General features: G+C 58.2%; 17 protein-coding genes. 10 read left to right on the forward strand and 7 right to left on the reverse strand.

Features of this window, described 5'->3' with window-relative positions:
• Positions 1–4: 4 nt before the first annotated feature.
• Both lysA and lptM read right to left on the reverse strand, forming a co-directional pair.
• Positions 5–1,252, reverse strand: coding sequence for a diaminopimelate decarboxylase (gene lysA, locus AO726_RS08455; RefSeq protein ID WP_058067622.1), 1,248 nt, complete (start codon positions 1,250–1,252; stop codon positions 5–7).
• A 9-nt stretch (positions 1,253–1,261) separates the two neighbouring features.
• Positions 1,262–1,387 (reverse strand): LPS translocon maturation chaperone LptM, encoded by a 126-nt coding sequence (gene lptM, locus AO726_RS20930; RefSeq protein WP_082629093.1) that lies wholly within the window; start codon positions 1,385–1,387, stop codon positions 1,262–1,264.
• 146 nt (positions 1,388–1,533) lie between these two features.
• On the opposite strand from lptM, the gene AO726_RS08460 reads away from it, so the two are divergent.
• From AO726_RS08460 to rnk, 4 genes are all read left to right on the forward strand, one after another.
• The gene (locus AO726_RS08460) at positions 1,534–2,583 is read left to right on the forward strand and encodes an AraC family transcriptional regulator (RefSeq protein ID WP_058067623.1); all 1,050 of its coding nucleotides are present in this window, start codon (positions 1,534–1,536) and stop codon (positions 2,581–2,583) included.
• 231 nt (positions 2,584–2,814) lie between these two features.
• Positions 2,815–3,147, forward strand: coding sequence for an iron donor protein CyaY (gene cyaY / locus AO726_RS08465; protein WP_058067624.1), 333 nt, complete (start codon positions 2,815–2,817; stop codon positions 3,145–3,147).
• Complete coding sequence (locus AO726_RS20935; RefSeq protein ID WP_082629094.1) at positions 3,122–3,334, forward strand: DUF1289 domain-containing protein; 213 nt, start codon at positions 3,122–3,124, stop codon at positions 3,332–3,334. The genes cyaY and AO726_RS20935 overlap by 26 nt, the downstream gene beginning before the upstream one ends.
• Before the next feature lie 115 nt (positions 3,335–3,449).
• Positions 3,450–3,860 (forward strand): nucleoside diphosphate kinase regulator, encoded by a 411-nt coding sequence (rnk, locus tag AO726_RS08470; protein WP_058067625.1) that lies wholly within the window; start codon positions 3,450–3,452, stop codon positions 3,858–3,860.
• A gap of 10 nt (positions 3,861–3,870) precedes the next feature.
• Here rnk and AO726_RS08475 read toward each other — a convergent pair whose 3' ends face one another.
• From AO726_RS08475 to argH, 5 genes are all read right to left on the reverse strand, one after another.
• The gene (locus AO726_RS08475; RefSeq protein ID WP_058067626.1) at positions 3,871–6,726 is read right to left on the reverse strand and encodes a class I adenylate cyclase; all 2,856 of its coding nucleotides are present in this window, start codon (positions 6,724–6,726) and stop codon (positions 3,871–3,873) included.
• Positions 6,727–6,843: 117 nt separating this feature from the next.
• Positions 6,844–7,089: a TIGR02647 family protein gene (locus tag AO726_RS08480; protein WP_058067627.1), complete on the reverse strand. Its 246-nt coding sequence runs from the start codon at positions 7,087–7,089 to the stop codon at positions 6,844–6,846.
• Between the two features lie 144 nt (positions 7,090–7,233).
• Positions 7,234–7,503, reverse strand: a complete 270-nt coding sequence (locus tag AO726_RS08485) for a hypothetical protein (RefSeq protein WP_058067628.1) — start codon at positions 7,501–7,503, stop codon at positions 7,234–7,236.
• Between the two features lie 17 nt (positions 7,504–7,520).
• Positions 7,521–8,000, reverse strand: a complete 480-nt coding sequence (locus tag AO726_RS08490; protein ID WP_058067629.1) for a GNAT family N-acetyltransferase — start codon at positions 7,998–8,000, stop codon at positions 7,521–7,523.
• Positions 8,001–8,048: 48 nt separating this feature from the next.
• Positions 8,049–9,443: an argininosuccinate lyase gene (argH, locus tag AO726_RS08495; RefSeq protein WP_058067630.1), complete on the reverse strand. Its 1,395-nt coding sequence runs from the start codon at positions 9,441–9,443 to the stop codon at positions 8,049–8,051.
• A 280-nt stretch (positions 9,444–9,723) separates the two neighbouring features.
• Between argH and AO726_RS08500 the strand changes: the two genes are divergently transcribed.
• The 6 genes from AO726_RS08500 (at position 9,724) to AO726_RS08525 (ending at position 15,835) form a co-directional block, all read left to right on the forward strand.
• The gene (locus tag AO726_RS08500; RefSeq protein ID WP_058067631.1) at positions 9,724–10,806 is read left to right on the forward strand and encodes a sensor histidine kinase; all 1,083 of its coding nucleotides are present in this window, start codon (positions 9,724–9,726) and stop codon (positions 10,804–10,806) included.
• Entirely contained in the window at positions 10,803–11,546 is a 744-nt protein-coding gene (locus AO726_RS08505) for a LytR/AlgR family response regulator transcription factor (protein ID WP_058067632.1), read from the forward strand. Before AO726_RS08500 ends, AO726_RS08505 begins: the two co-directional genes overlap by 4 nt.
• 132 nt (positions 11,547–11,678) lie before the next feature.
• Positions 11,679–12,617: a hydroxymethylbilane synthase gene (gene hemC, locus AO726_RS08510; protein WP_058067633.1), complete on the forward strand. Its 939-nt coding sequence runs from the start codon at positions 11,679–11,681 to the stop codon at positions 12,615–12,617.
• Complete coding sequence (locus tag AO726_RS08515) at positions 12,614–13,387, forward strand: uroporphyrinogen-III synthase (protein ID WP_058067634.1); 774 nt, start codon at positions 12,614–12,616, stop codon at positions 13,385–13,387. Before hemC ends, AO726_RS08515 begins: the two co-directional genes overlap by 4 nt.
• 16 nt (positions 13,388–13,403) lie before the next feature.
• A complete protein-coding gene (locus tag AO726_RS08520; protein ID WP_058067635.1) occupies positions 13,404–14,585 on the forward strand; it encodes a uroporphyrinogen-III C-methyltransferase in 1,182 nt (393 codons plus the stop codon).
• Positions 14,585–15,835 carry a heme biosynthesis HemY N-terminal domain-containing protein gene (locus AO726_RS08525; RefSeq protein WP_058067636.1) on the forward strand — a complete coding sequence of 417 codons (1,251 nt, stop codon included), beginning with the start codon at positions 14,585–14,587 and terminating at the stop codon, positions 15,833–15,835. Before AO726_RS08520 ends, AO726_RS08525 begins: the two co-directional genes overlap by 1 nt.
• Positions 15,836–16,178: the final 343 nt, after the last annotated feature.

A 16,178-nucleotide genomic window follows, 5' to 3' on the forward strand; every position in this document is an offset into this window, starting at 1 on the left:
TCCTTTAACTCGGCAGGCAGCTCTCGCCGGCGAACAGCTCGGTGAGGGTTTCGCGGCGGCGCACTTCAAAGGCCTCGTCGCCATCCACCATCACCTCTGCCGCACGGCCGCGAGTGTTGTAGTTGGAACTCATGACAAAACCATAGGCGCCAGCCGAACGAACAGCCAGCAGGTCCGCTTCGGCCAGTACCAGATCACGGTCCTTGGCGAGGAAGTCACCGGTTTCGCAGATCGGGCCGACGATGTCATAACGGCGGGCTTCGCCGTCGCGCGGCTGTACCGCAGACACATCCATCCAGGCTTGATACAGCGCCGGACGGATCAGGTCGTTCATGGCTGCATCGACAATGGCGAAGTCTTTGTGCTCGGTGTGTTTGAGGTATTCGACGCGGGTCAGCAATACGCCGGCGTTGGCGACGATATAGCGGCCCGGCTCAAACACCAGCGCCAGATCACGACCATCCAGACGCTGGCGGATCGCCTGCACGTAATCGCCTGCAACCGGTGGTTGCTCATCGCGGTACTGCACGCCAAGGCCGCCACCGAGGTCCAGGTGCTTGATGGTGATGCCGCGCTCGGCCAGGCGGTCGATCAGAACCAGTAAGCGGTCCAGTGCGTCGAGGAATGGCGGCAGGGTCGTCAGTTGCGAGCCGATATGGCAGTCAACACCGATGATGTTCAGGTTCGGCAGCTCGGCGGCGCGGGCGTATACGGCCTCGGCCTGCTCGATGTCGATGCCGAATTTGTTCTCTTTCAGCCCGGTGGAGATGTACGGGTGAGTACCGGCGTCCACGTCTGGGTTAACGCGCAGGGACACGGGGGCCTGCTTACCCATTTCGGCTGCAACCAGCTGCAGGCGCTCCAGCTCCTCACGGGACTCGACGTTAAAGCAGTGCACGCCCACTTCCAGCGCGCGGCGCATGTCGTCACGGCTCTTGCCCACACCGGAGAACACCACTTTGCCCGGATCGCCGCCGGCGCTGATGACGCGCTCCAGCTCACCACGGGAAACGATGTCGAAACCGGCACCCAGGCGCGCCAGTACATTCAGTACGCCGATGTTGGAGTTGGCTTTGACCGCAAAGCAGACCAAATGCGGCATGCCTTGCAGTGCATCGGTGTAACTGCGGTACTGCGCTTCGATGTGGGCGCGGGAATAAACGTAGGTGGGGGTGCCGAAACGCTGAGCAATCGCGGACAGGGCTACACCTTCCGCGAACAGTTCACCGTCGCGGTAGTTAAAAGCGTTCATGAAAGGTCCTTATTCGGCTTGCGCTTCAGCTGGTTTGCTTTCGTCAGGCAGGTACAGAGGACCTTTCTGGCCGCAACCTGCAAGCAGGGTGCTGACGGCAAGCATCGCGATAAAGGCTGTGAACAGGCGCTTCATGGTGAAATCCTTGAAAAAATGCGTAATTGCACCGGAGTATACCGAGCGCCAGACGCCTTGCCTATTCGCCAGGCATCCCGTCTGGCGCGGCTTTGCCTGTATTGTTACAGGTCTGTTCAGGGTAACTCCGGGATTTGGGAGTCAGGATGGAAGAGTCGGTCAACCTCAGCAGTTCGGTTTCGGTCGCGTATGTGCAGGGCCTGCTGGATTACCTTGCGCGGCAAGGGTTGGACATTGCTGAGCTGCTGGAGCAGGTGCGACTGAGTCCGCAGATCATCAGCCAGCGTGAGCGGCGCATTGCTGCCAGCACGTATCTGGACTTGGTCGAGCTGGGCGTAAAAGGTACTGCTGATGAGGACCTGGGGTTGCACATGGGGGAGGCGATCCGGCCTGGGCATTACGGTGTGCTTGGGTATCTGATTATGAGCTGTGCGACGCTGGCTGATGCGTTGCACCGTCAGGCGCGTTATGCCCGCTTGGTGGGCAGCTTGGGGCAGATTGATCTGGCCGATGAGCCGCCTCGAGAGGGCTGGGAGGCGCATGTCGTGCACAGCTGGCAGCCTTATCAGCCTCAGTTACAGCGGCAGTTGAGCGAAGAAACGCTGGCGGGCTGGGTGACGTTCGGGCGCTGGATCAGCGGTATCGATGCGTCACCCAGTGAAGTGCGCTTTCAGCACAGCGCACCCGCTGATACCCGAGTACATGAGCGGATTTTTCGCTGCCCAGTTTTGTTTGATCAGGCGGATAACGCCTTGGTTTACCCCAAACGCTTGCTCGCCGTGCCTTTGGGGCAGGCCGATGCGCAAGTGCGCCTAATGCTGGATGCCTACGCAGAACGCTTGCTCAATCAGCTTCAGCAAGGTAACAGCGTACTGGATCGCGCCCGCATGGAGCTGTCGCGCCTGTTGCCGGAGAACGGTGCAGATTTGCAGCAGGTGGCCGAACGCCTGGCCATGAGTCCGCGCACGCTGCAGCGTCGTCTGAGCGAGGCGGGCATGTCGTTCAATCAACTGGTTGAGGACACACGTCGGCAACTGGTACTGCATTACCTACGTGATCCGGCTCTGGATCTGGCTGAGATTGCGTTTCTAGTGGGGTTCAGTGAGCCGGGCTCTCTGGCCCGCGCCTTTCGTCGCTGGACTGGACAGGCTCCGGGGGAATATCGCCGTCAGCTGATGCCATCAGGGCATTTCTAAGATCTGCCTGCGTTTTTAAACAGGCTCGTGCGCGAGTCCGGCCAAAAGCTCATTTATGACCTGTAAGCTGCGTGTTCTCGTCTGTTCTTGTCTTACGCTGACTGCCTCGCCTACGTTTTTAAAAGTGCCCGCAAAAGGTGTTTATGTTTTGTGCCTTGCTTAACCGCTGACGGCAGGCTTTCATAGCGCGATATTTGGTTTTGTCGTGCTGATTTTTTTGAGGTAGCCGTAATGAGTTTGACTGAAGCCCGCTTTCACGATTTGGTCGATGCCACCCAGCAGGCGGTGGAAGATATTTTCGATGACAGCGATCTGGATCTGGATCTTGAAAACTCCGGCGGTATTTTGACTGTACGTTTTGAAAACGGCACACAACTGATTTTCAGCCGTCAGGCACCGCTGCGTCAGCTGTGGTTGGCGGCTCGCTCAGGCGGTTTCCACTTCGACTATGACGAGGAGTCCGAGCGCTGGATCTGCGACAGTAGCGATGAGGGCCTGGGCGAGATGCTGGCGCGTATTACCCTGGAGCAATCCGGTGATGAGCTCGACTTCGAGGACCTCTGAGGTTGAGCCGGTAGGATCGCCTTGTCGGCGACGCTGCTGCTTGAGTGATGAGGATATTTGTCTGGGTTGCGGGCGTACGTTGCAGGAAATTTTGCAGTGGTCGACTCTAGACAGCGGCGGACGTGCTCAGGTACAGGCAGCAGCCGAGGAACGACGCAAAGCGATTGAACAGGCACATAACCGGTAGGGTCTTGTTTATTTAAGTAGCTGTGGTAGGGTCGTTCCAAATTCTGCAAAAACCCCATCTTCGCGATGGGGTTTTTGCATTTATTGCGATCTATATAAGGAGATGTAATCACACCATGAGCAGCGCACCTTCCATCACAATCACCCGCCTGGACTTGCAGCGTCTTGAGCAGATGCTGGACGACCTGGACGATTTCGGGCCCAGCGCCGAAGCGCTGCAGGCGGAACTTGATCGCGCTGAAGTGGTTGGCCATGACGAAGTTCCGGCCGGTGTGGTTACCATGAACTCGCGTGTTCACTGCCGTGAAGAGAGCAGCGGCAAGGATTACAACCTGACCCTGGTTTACCCGCACGAAGTGGGCCCGGAAGGCACTGTGTCTGTGCTGGCTCCGGTCGGTACGGCGTTGCTGGGGCTGAGCGTAGGCCAGGAGATTGACTGGGCAACGCCGTCTGGCAAGGTCCTCAAGCTGCGCCTGCTGGCAGTTGAATATCAGCCAGAGGCTGCAGGCGAGTATTCCCGCAGCTGATTGCTCGGCGCTAGGATTTCTCCAGCGCCAGGTTTAAGGCCGCCTCCAGGCGGCTTTTGTAGCGCAGATAATGCACGCTCTGCACCGGCCCCTCGCCATACAGCGCTGACAGATCAAGGTCGGTGATATAGCAGGGGTAGCGGGCGTTATCGCGGCGTTGGGCCAAGATGTGGCGGGCTACAGCGCTGAACAGTTCGCTGGTGTATTCCAGTTCGGAAAACTCCCGGTGGTTGCAATACAGTGTGAGGTGCGCAGGCTTGCCATCCACCGCATCCACAATGGCTTGCACGTCATAAAACGGGTGACTCAACGGCGCTGAAGGTGCCTGACGTAGCTCCAGGCGCTGCGCCCGCTGGGCGCCGTCCGGGAATATCCGGTAATACTGCACCTCCAATGTCTCCCCGGCCTCGCTGTTATCCAGTGGCAGCAGCGCATTGCGTCGGTACAGCAGGGAGTTCAGGAAGCGTTGCAGTGGTGTCAACAGGCTCTGCTCGTCACGGAACGGCAGCGACTGTTGCCACAGTGAGTTGTGCTCATCCAGCACGCTGAGTTTGGCCTGATCCCCCGCCTCGTTAAGCCGGTAAAACACCTGGATGCTGTTGGCGCGTCCGGCTGGAAGGATCAGTCCCAGGTCTTCTCCTTGTAATGCACCTCTGTCCAGGTTGAGCGTGCTGTACTCGCTCTGGCCTTCACTGAGGTAATCGGTCAGCGCTTGCAAGTCTTTCAGGCTGGAGTGGCTGACCTGGCCCGGTTTGATGCTGAGCAGGTGATACTGCTGCTTGATTTGCAGCAGGTAGCGCGTGAATTGCTGGGTGCTGTAACTGTGCATGGCGTCGTGGAACAGTTCATCAACCCGCTCGGCAATCGCAGTGGCGCGGTTGCGACAAAAACACCTGACATTCAGTGTGGGCATCTGGCCGTCGGCTGGCAGGCTGTTGAGGTAGTCACGCAGGCATTCGAGCAGGGCATTGGGCCCGGAATAGCGGCTGACGTGCAGTTCGTTCCAACTGTTGAGCATGACTTGGTCGAGGGTCAGGATGAGGTTCTCCCGAACCCCCGAGTAGCTCAGGGCATCCGTGCGCTGAGTGGTCATGTGCACGTTCATCTGGCTGAACTGTTTGAGCGGGTCAATCCCGACGTTAACCAGTAACAGGACTTCGACCGGCTCGCTGGGGCGTAAGAGTGCGTTCTCGTCCGCAGGTGGCAGTGGCAGAGGAACGGTTTGCTGCAGGCTGAGGATCAGGTTCGACAGCTCGTAGTCGGTCAAGTCGCTGCTGCCGGGATGCAGTGACAGTCGGGTGCTGGCATCGATCACGCCGTTGCGATGGCACCAGGCAAGTAGCTCGGTCAGTTCGCGGCAGCGGCGCAGCGGAGCAAAGTTTTCCAGATCACGGGCACCCAGACTACCGCTGTAAAAGGCCCAGGTGGTGTCTTTGGGGGATTCCGGGCTGGGAATCTGGGCCAGCGTCAGGGTGTCTTCGCCAAGATCCGGGGCGATGCCTGGGTTAATAAATTCAACTTTGCCGGACTTGCGTTCGAAGGCGGCATACAGCCTGCGTCCGAGAATCCCCATATCGCGTGCGCTGATGCTGTTATTCAGACGCTGGGTGCGGGCGAACTGGGACAGAAAGCGGTAGCTGTAATTCAGCTCGTTCACCAGCATGCGACGCTCACTGCTGACCTGTCGTAGCTTCCACTGGCTGCGGCTGTCGAGCATGGCCAGCTGGCGGTTATCCCAGCCCCATTCGAGGGTGAGGCGCTCCAGTAGCAGGCGTTGCCAGCTTTTGTGCGAGCTGCGTGGCGGGCGGCTGAGTTTTTTGTCCACCTTCAGGTACAAGCAGCGGCGCACCAGCTCAAGGCGCTCATGCTCGCCGCGGGCTTTGAGGTATTCCTCCAGACGCCGGTAGATCACTACGTAAGGGTCCAGCTCATCAATGTTCAGTTGGTTGCTGAAGACCGCCTGCTTGAAGCGCAGTGACAGGCATTCGACGTTCGGTTGCTCGCTGGCATAGACCTCAGTCAGAAGCAGCTTGAGCACGGATTTATAGGGTGACTCAATGCCTTTGAACAGCTGCCACATGCCCGCGCCGATGAACTCTTCAGGCGGGATATGGGACAGGTTGCCAAGGTCGAGCACATCCTCGGCCCGGATAAACCGCTTAGCCAGCAAGGTTTCGGTGTAATGCTCGTAGCGATGTTCTTCGTAGGCGGGCACCAACCACCACAGTGGTGTGCGGCCCCCTAGCCAGATGGCGGTGCGGTAAAACTCATCCAGCAGCAGATAATGCTGGGTTGTGCCGCAGTCGTCCGAGGTCAGCTGTGTGTCGCGTATGCCTTGGGTGAAGCGCTTGGGGTCGATCAGAAAGAAATGCGCTTCCGCGCCCAGCGTAGCGGCCCAGCCTTCAAGGAGGTCGCATTTCTTACGCAGTTCACGCAGTTGCTGCTCATTCAGGTCGCTGGCGTGGCACAGCCACAGGTCCATATCGCTCTGTTCAGCCTGGGCCACGGTTCCCAAGCTGCCCATCAGAAACAGGCCATGAATCGGCAGCATCTGGTGGCCGCGGTAGGGTTTGTAGGAAAAGGAACGGCTGAATCGCTGTGCTTCGGCGAGCAAGTCATCATCCGGCTCAAAATGGCTGAGCCCAGCGGGAGTCAGGCTTGAGACATAACCAGGCAATAGCGGGTGATTAACGTGGAACAGCAGCGGTAGCAGTTTGAGCACCAACTGCTGGCGTGTGGAGAGTGCCTGTATGGCTCGTCCCAGTCGGCCTTGATTGACCTTTAAAAAGCGCGCGCGTAACTGCGTCAGCACTTTACGATCAATGCCGTCTTCGATGTCCGGGCGTATTTCGTCCATACGTCTCATTATTTGAGCTCTGCTCGACTACTGAATTCCAGGCAGGTACTTCTGTTGTTTCTGCCGGATCGTGTGTCCGGCTTGGTCCCGAATGCCGGGCGGTCGGCATTCGGGGGCGGTTATGCATCAGGCGCTGGCGGTGACCTTAAGAATGGTTAAAAGGCCTTGCGCGTGTTCTGCAGCGTCGAGGCCAAGGCTGGTCAGGTAGCCACCGTCGGGCTGACTGATCAGGCCTTTGTCATGCAGGCGTTGAGCTGCGGCAATTGCTGTTGCTGCGGCGGTGTGGTGAACCTTGATGCCTTCCTGTGTGCTGTCGAGGTTGAACAGGGCAAGAATTTCCAGTTCGGCAACCAAATCGGGGGTAAAGGCCATATGAACTCCAACTTATAAGTAAGTGAGCTGCGTTTGCCTGGCACTGCCGTGCGCGGTGCATGCTGGCAGTGTAGGGCACCTGACACTTTGTTGCCCCCTGATGCTGCCAGAAGTTTTCAAGATGCGGGGAAATATCCTGCGCGACTATTCGCCCTGCTCAGGTAATTGGGGCAATGCGCGCAGCCCTTGCTCGTAGCGGGCCAGATCAAAGGCGCGGTCGGCAGCCAACATCTGCTCGATTTCATCGGCCAACACCAAGGCCATCATTTCGATGATTTCTTCGCGCTCAATGCCGACCAGCGTCAGCTTGTTCATAACCGCCTGAACAAACGGCGGGTCGCCTGCTTCAAGTTGGTTCTCGATCGCCTGGCTCAGGGTGTCCTGGGCAAAGTCTTCGTCTTCCTGTTCGCTCATATCTGCTCCGTTGGCATTTAGCCCTGTGCAAAGTCTTGCAGGGCCTGACCGGTTAGGCGGTAAGTAGTCCACTCATCCTGCGGGCGAGCGCCGAACGATTCGTAAAACTCAATGGCGGGCGTGTTCCAGTCCAGCACGGACCATTCAAAGCGGCCACAGCCTTTGCTGACGGCAATTTGCGCCAGATGACGCAGCAACGCTTTGCCTGCTCCAGCGCCACGGCTTTGCGGGCTGACGTAAAGGTCTTCCAGATACAGGCCGTGTTTGCCCAGCCAGGTGGAGTAGTTGAAGAAGTAAACCGCGTAGCCAATCGGCTGGCCTTCATGTTCACAGATCAAGGCGTGAGCTGTGCTGCCTTCGGCGAACAGGCTGGATTCAATACCGGCTACATCGGTTTTCACCTCATGCTCGGCTTTTTCGTAAATCGCCAGTTCGGTAATGAAGCGGAGGATGAGTGCGGCGTCAGCACGGGTAGCAGGGCGGATGTGCAGGGACATAAGGTCTCCAGTGGAGCGTGGCCGGGTGACCACGCTCGGATCGCTTAATTAGCGGCTTGTCAGCAGTTCACGGCCACGTACAACGGCTTTGCGCACCTGATTCGGTGCGGTGCCGCCGATGTGGTCGCGGGCGTTGACTGATCCTTCCAGCGTCAGCACGGCGAATACGTCCTGCTCGATCTGATCACTGAACTGGCGCAGTTCGTCCAAGCTCATTTCGGCCAGGTCTTTGCCAGTGTCGACACCATATTTCACCGCGTGGCCGACGATTTCGTGGCAGTCACGGAACGGCAGGCCTTTGCGCACCAGGTAATCCGCCAGGTCGGTGGCGGTGGAGAAGCCGCGCAGGGCCGCTTCACGCATGATGGCGTGTTTCGGTTTGATGGCCGGAACCATGTCGGCAAAGGCGCGCAGGCTGTCGCGCAGGGTGTCGGCGGCATCGAACAGCGGCTCTTTGTCTTCCTGGTTGTCCTTGTTGTAGGCCAGCGGCTGGCCTTTCATCAGGGTCAGCAGGCCGGTCAGTGCGCCGAATACGCGACCAGTCTTGCCGCGAACCAGCTCCGGTACGTCCGGGTTCTTCTTCTGCGGCATGATCGAGGAGCCGGTGCAGAAACGGTCTGGCAGGTCGATGAACTGGAACTGGGCGCTGGTCCACAGCACCAGTTCTTCGGAGAAGCGCGACAGGTGCATCATCGCCACAGAAGCAGCGGCACAGAATTCAATGGCGAAATCGCGATCTGAAACGCCGTCCAGCGAGTTACCGCCGACTTGCTCGAAGCCCAGCAGCTCTGCTGTGATTTCACGCTGAATCGGGTAGGTGGTACCGGCCAGCGCGGCAGAGCCCAGTGGCATGCGGTTGGTGCGTTTGCGGCAGTCAACCAGACGCTCATAGTCGCGGCTGAGCATTTCGAACCAAGCCAGCAGATGGTGGCCAAAGGTTACCGGTTGAGCGGTTTGCAGGTGCGTGAAGCCCGGCATGATGGTGTCGGCTTCGCGTTCGGCCAGGTCCAGCAGGCCCTGTTGCAGGCGGGTGATCTCGGCCAGAATCAGGTCGATCTCATCACGCAGCCACAGGCGGATGTCGGTCGCGACCTGGTCATTACGGGAGCGGCCGGTGTGCAGTTTTTTGCCGGTGATGCCGATGCGGTCGGTCAGGCGTGCTTCGATATTCATGTGCACGTCTTCCAGATCAACGCGCCACTCAAATTGGCCGGCTTCGATTTCGCTCTGGATGGTTTTCAGCCCATCGATGATGGTGTCGCGCTCGCTGTCGGTCAGTACGCCGACTTTGGCCAGCATAGTGGCGTGGGCGATGGAGCCCATGATGTCGTGGCGGTACAGGCGCTTGTCGAACTCGACGGAAGCGGTGAAGCGGGCCACAAAGGCATCGACGGGTTCGCTGAAGCGTCCGCCCCAGGATTGATTGGTTTTTTCAGTGCTCATGGGTTTCGCTCGGCTGGTGCGCTAAAACGGGCTGGCCGCATTCCGCGACCGGCAGACAAAAAAGTGTGCCGATAATAACAGGCTGGCCAGTAAATTCGCCCTGCACATTACGTGCGGTCGGCGTCTGCAGCATTGAAAGGGCTGAATTCAGCCACTTTGTGGGCTTTTCACGCAGAACCTTAAAGGCATCACAGTTTAAGGAGGGCAAAGTGCCTGCTCTTCTTTACTATTGCTTAATTAATGGTCGTGAGCGGGATCGGCGCGTGGGGGCGCTATGGGAATGGCGGCATTCAGACTTCATAGCAGTAAGAAACCAGCAGCGGATGACGACTTCTTTGTGCCCGAGCTGTGTGAGCCGGAAGCTCTGCTGAGCATGCTCCTGTTGGCGGAGTTGTTGGTGCTGGTGCTGGTGCTGTCGGAGCCGATGCGACCTGGTTTTGACTGGGTGAAGCTGGCGCTGACATCGCTGTTTGTGCAATGGAACGTCTTACTTTCGGCCGCCACGCTGTGCCGGTTGCGCCCTTTACTGGCCCAGTTGCCCGCGCCTGTAGCCGGTGGTTTGTGTTGTGCGATTGTGGTTGCGCTGTGTCTGGGGTGTACGGCGGTCGCGGACTATTTTGAGCTGGGCGGGCCGTTGCCGCACCCGGGCGAGGTCAATCTCTATCTGCGTCATGGCTTGATCAGCCTGATCATGTCAGCACTGTTGCTGCGCTACTTCTATTTGCAGAGTCAATGGCGCAAGCAGAAACAGGCGGAACTCAACTCGCGTATCGAGGCCTTGCAGGCGCGAATCCGGCCACATTTTTTGTTTAACAGCCTGAACAGTATTGCCAGCCTTGTAGTGGTCGACCCGCACAAGGCCGAGCAAGCTGTATTGGACCTTTCGGACTTGTTCCGTGCCAGTTTGGCCAAGCCCGGCAGCCTGGTGGCGTGGCGTGAGGAAGTTGAACTGGCGCAACGTTATTTATCAATTGAGCGCTATCGTCTTGGAGAGCGTCTACAGTTGCAGTGGGAGATCGGCGAAGTGCCGGATGATCTGCCCATACCGCAATTGACCTTGCAGCCTTTACTGGAAAACGCAGTTGTTTATGGCATTCAGCCCCGGGTTGAGGGTGGACTGGTCAAAGTGGAGGGGCATTATCAGGGCGGAGAGCTGCATCTGTGCGTCAGCAGTCCGTACGAACAGGAGCAGCAGGTACAACCTTCGCGGGGAACCCGGCAGGCGTTAAAAAATATTGAGGCGCGATTGGTGGCACTTTTTGGAACAAAGGCCAGTCTTAGCGTAGAGCGCCGTGAAGGTCGCCATTTCACCTGTCTACGCTATCCTTGTGCAAGAACAAAGCAGGAAGCCCGTGCACTATGAATGTCCTGATTGTCGATGATGAACCGTTAGCGCGTGAGCGATTGAGCCGCATGGTCGGCGAAATCAATGGTTATCGCGTGCTTGAGCCCGCTGCAAGCAATGGCGAAGAGGCCTTGAGCCTGATCGACAGCTTGAAGCCGGATGTAGTGCTTTTGGATATCCGCATGCCTGGCCTGGATGGCCTGCAGGTTGCGGCGAAACTGTGTGAGCGCGAAGCGCCCCCGGCAGTGATTTTCTGTACGGCCTATGACGAGTTTGCCGTGGAAGCCTTTCAGGTGAGCGCGGTGGGGTATCTGGTCAAGCCGGTACGGCCGGAGAGTCTCGCAGAGGCGCTAAAGAAAGCTGAGCGGCCCAATCGGGTTCAGCTTGCGGCGTTAACCCGTCCCGCTGCAAGCGGAGGTGTGCCACGCAGTCATATCAGCGCCCGTACCCGTAAAGGTATTGAGCTGATCCCGCTGGAGCAGGTCATCTACTTTATTGCGGATCACAAGTACGTCACCCTGCGTCACACCGGCGGTGAAGTGCTTCTGGACGAGCCGCTGAAGGCGCTTGAAGATGAATTCGGCGAGCGTTTTGTGCGGATTCACCGCAATGCGCTGGTGGCCCGGGAGCGTATCGAGCGTCTGCAGCGTACGCCACTCGGGCATTTCCAGCTGTACCTCAAAGGCATGAACGATGAGGCCTTGGTTGTCAGTCGTCGTCATGTCGCCGGGGTGCGCAAACTGATGCAGTCGCTGTAAGTCGTTTTTGGGTCACGGCTCTGATGCCACCTGTTTTCCAGCCATTAGGCTGGCAGCAGGATGGCGGTCAGGGCAGGCCTGATTGCGGCTAGCCTGTTATCATCCGTGGCAGTTTGTTTTCTGGAATTGCCCATGTCTCGTGAAATCCGCATCGCAACCCGCAAAAGTGCGCTTGCTCTCTGGCAGGCTGAACACGTCAAAGCGCGCCTGGAACAGGCTCATCCGGGCCTGAGCGTTACTCTGGTTCCCATGGTCAGCCGCGGCGATAAGCTGCTGGATGCGCCGTTGGCAAAAATTGGTGGAAAAGGCCTGTTCGTTAAAGAACTGGAAACAGCCATGCTGGAAAACGAGGCCGACATCGCTGTGCATTCGATGAAGGATGTGCCGATGGATTTTCCTGAGGGACTGGGGCTTTATTGCATCTGCGAACGCGAAGACCCGCGTGATGCTTTCGTTTCCAACACCTATCAAAGCCTTGATGAGTTGCCTGCTGGCAGCATCGTCGGCACGTCCAGTTTGCGTCGTCAGGCACAGCTGCTGGCGCGCCGCCCAGATCTGACCATCCACTTTCTGCGCGGCAACGTGAATACCCGTCTGGCCAAGTTAGATGCGGGGGAATATGACGCGATTATTCTGGCGGCAGCCGGTTTGATCCGCTTGGGCTTCGAATCCCGAATCCGCTCTTCAATCAGTGTTGAAGACAGCCTGCCAGCTGGAGGCCAGGGCGCAGTTGGTATTGAGTGCCGTACTGCGGATACTGAGATTCATGCGCTGTTGGCTCCGCTGCATCACCGTGAGACGGCTCTGCGCGTCACGGCTGAGCGTGCCCTGAACAAGCACCTCAATGGTGGTTGTCAGGTGCCAATTGCCTGTTATGCCGTGCTGGAGAATGAGCAGTTGTGGCTGCGTGGTTTGGTCGGTCAGCCGGATGGCTCGCAGCTATTGCGTGCTGAGCAGCGCGCCGTTGCGACAGATGCTGAGCAGTTGGGGATTAGTGTGGCTGAGGCGCTGCTGGCACAGGGTGCCGGGCAAATCCTGCAAGCTGTTTATGGCGAGGCAGCGCGCGAGTGAATGGCTGGCGCTTGCTGCTGACCCGTCCGGCACAAGACTCTGCTGAGCTGGCGCAGACCCTGGCGTTGCAGGGGATTTACAGTAGCAGCCTGCCGCTATTGTCGATTGAGCCGCTGGCCGCACTTGAAGAACAACGCCACTTGCTGGCCGGTCTGGACGGTTATGCGGCAGTGATCGTGGTGAGCAAGCCCGCAGCAACGCTGGGGCTTGAATTGATCCGGCAGTGCTTGTCGGAAGTGCCAGCCGGACCTGTCTGGTTCACCGTTGGTGCTGCTACAGCAAGAATTCTGTCAGCCCAGCAGTTGCCAGTGCATTATCCCGCGCAAGGGGACGACAGCGAGGCGTTGCTGGCGTTGCCGCAGTTGCAGCAGGTTGTGGCCAGTCGCCCGAATCCGCGTGTTTTGATCATGCGTGGTGACACCGGGCGTGACTGGTTAGCAGAGACGCTGCGCAGTCAGGGCGTGCATGTGGATTACCTGCCGTTGTATCGTCGGGTTTTGCCGGTTTATGCGCCGGGCGAGTTAGCCCGACGAGTGCGTGAAGAGTCACTCAATGGGCTGGTTGTCAGCAGCGGGCAGGGTTTTACTCACCTGTGCGAGCTGGCGGCTGAAGCATGGCCTGAGTTGTCTCAGCTAACCTTGTTTGTACCGAGCCCGCGGGTCGCCGCTATGGCGAAATCTGCCGGTGCTCACCGTGTAGTGGATTGTCGTGGTGCCAGCGCCACGGCTTTGCTGGCAGCGCTGCAAACGCAGGCTGCCGCCGATCTCTGATGTAAAGGATGAACTCGTGAGCGAAGCAAGCACCCCGAAAGAGCAGTCCCTGGAACAACCTGTGGTTGAACAGGTCACGACTCCCGAACCCGTTGCTGCAAAGCCCGCCGCAAGTGGCAAAGGACTTGCCGCCATGGCGCTGTTGATTGCCCTTGGCGGAGCAGCTGCAGGCGGATGGAGTGCCTGGCAGACCTATCAGGGCGGTACCCACACGCAACAGCAGCTGTCCCAGATTGGAGAAGTTCAGGCTCAGCTTTCAACCCTGAGTCAGAGTGTTCAGGGGGCCGAGCAGCAGCGTCAGACCTTGCAGCAGCGTCTTGATCAGTTGCCTTCAAGCGCTGAACTGGAAACCCAGCGGCGGTTGGTGAGTCGTTTGCAAGGCGATCAACAGTTGCTCAATGAGCGCCTTGAAACCGTTCTGGGGGCCAGCCGTCAGGAGTGGCGAATTGCTGAGGCTGAGCACCTGCTGCGCCTGGCCAGTTTGCGCCTCTCCGCGTTGCAGGACATTCCCAGTGCAACAGCGTTGGTAAAGGCTGCTGACGACATCATCACTGAGCTGGATGATCCGGCCGCGTATGCCGCGCGGGAGCAATTGGCGAAAAGCCTGGTGGCTCTGCGTTCAACCCATAATCCAGATCGTCTGGGGCTGTTCCTGCAGATCAGTGCCCTGCGCGAGCAGGCCGCCCAGTTGAATGCGCTGGCTCCGGTGTTTGACGGTGAAGGTGGCGCATTGCGTGAATGGGCACAGGAGCCTGGCGGCGAGCAGCAATGGTGGCAGCGTGCGCTGGAAACCCTGTCCGAGTACTTCCGTCTTGATTTTGATGCTGATCGCAACATCAAGCCGATGCTGGCCGGGCAGGAGTTGGGGCAGGTGCGATTGGCTCTGAACCTGGCACTGGAGCAGGCACAGTGGGGCGCTTTGCATGGACAGGCCGGAGTTTTCCGCCAGGCAATGGATCAGGCACGTGGCACGCTGGATACCTATTTCGATGCGGATCACCCTAACAGCCGTACGCTGCGCACGCAGATTGTCGAACTGTCGCAGCGCCCTATTGAGGTCTCGGCTCCTGATCTGACGCCGGCCCTGAATGCTGTTCAGGCCTATATCGAAGCCAAGCTGAGCGCTCGTGCTCAGGCAATTGCGCCTGCTGTCAGCGCGCCTGAACAAGCGGCTCCTGAGCAGCAGGAGGCACAGTAATGAAACGATTGCTGTGGGTCCTGCTGGCGCTGTTGGTTATTACCGCTGTGGCGAGTCTGCTGATGTTTGGCGTGCCTGTCGCTGGCCAAAAAGGTTATGTACTGATTGCTTTTGAAAGCTTTCGCTATGAGTCGACCCTGTGGAGCTTTGTGCTCCTGCTGCTGGGAATCTGGCTGCTGGTTTACGTGGTTCGTCTGAGCCTGCGTGTGCTGATTGCCTCGGGGGGGCTGGTCAACCCCTGGTCGCGCTTACACAACAACCGACGGGCGCGTATTGCAGCCCGTCGTGGTTACGTTGAGCTGGTTGAGGGGCACTATCCTTCTGCCCTTCGCCATCTTAAACGTGCGGCTAAAACCGGTGATGAGCCGTTGGCGTACTACTTGGGCGCAGCCAGGGCAGCACACAATCTGGGGCGCCATGAAGAGTCGGATGAATTGCTCGAAACGGCGCTGAATCAGCATCCTCAGGCCGAGCTGGCAATTGCCCTGCAACATGCAGAAATGCAGCAGGAGCGTGGGGAGTCTGGACAGGCCTTGGAAACCTTGCAGGCCATGCAGTCGCGTTTCCCCCACCATCAGCAGGTGTTGCGGCAACTCAAACAGGTCTATCTGCAACGTGAGGACTGGTCCGGTTTGGTCGGCCTGTTGCCTGAGTTGAGCAAAGCCAGTGTGCTGGGCAGCGCGGAGCTGGGTGTGCTTGAGCAGATGGCTTGGCGTGGGCGTTTGCTGCAAAGCGTTGAGCATGCTGCTGGTACAGCGGAGTCCACGCCAAAAGCCCTGCAAGAGGTGTGGAATGCCATGCCTTCTACGCTGCACAAAAGCCCAGAGATTCTTGCTGTTTATGCCGATCAATTGCGTAAAGCGGGCGCAGATGCACAGGCAGAGGAGTTGTTGCGTCATGCCATGAAGCAGCACTACGACACCACATTGGCGCGGATGTACGGTCTGCTACAAGGCAGTGATACGGGCAAGCAGCTGAAGACAGCGGAGGGTTGGCTTAAGGAGCATCCCGAAGACGCCGGCTTACTTCTGACCCTGGGGCGTTTGTGTCTGCGCAATCAGTTGTGGGGAAAGGCGCGGGATTATCTGGAGTCGAGCCTGCGCTTTCAGCGTCATCCTGAAACCTGTGCGGAGCTGGCTCAGCTGTTAGCGCAGCAGGGCGAGCTGGAAAGAAGTAATGAGTTGTATCAGGAAGGGCTGGGGCTAATTGATGCTCGGTTGTCACAGCAGCTGGTCGTTGCTGCCCCCTGATTTTCCAAACTGCTAGCGAATCGGCACAGTCTATGTGTGCCGGTTCGCAGTCATCAAACTAGCGGCTCCGTTCGTCGGCATTTTCCGGCTTCTCCGGCGTTTAGCCCCTGTAAACGCTGCGATGTGGAAGGTTTTTATTTGCTGTCGGTCGACTGTATTTCCATTCACTTACCGTTGATCTAGAGCTGTAGAAACCTCTACTGCCCTCATAGCAAGTGCTTGTTAGGTTATGGGATACGCGTGCTTTATGTTTCAAACGGTCGTATGAATTTAGGCTTGGGCTGATATTGATGCTGGCATGCACCAAGCCTACTCTCGGGTTGGCTTACATTGAAAAACCGCA

It is taken from the genome of Pseudomonas sp. TTU2014-080ASC (genome assembly GCF_001446935.1).
In the GTDB taxonomy this organism is placed as follows: Bacteria; Pseudomonadota; Gammaproteobacteria; order Pseudomonadales; family Pseudomonadaceae; genus Aquipseudomonas.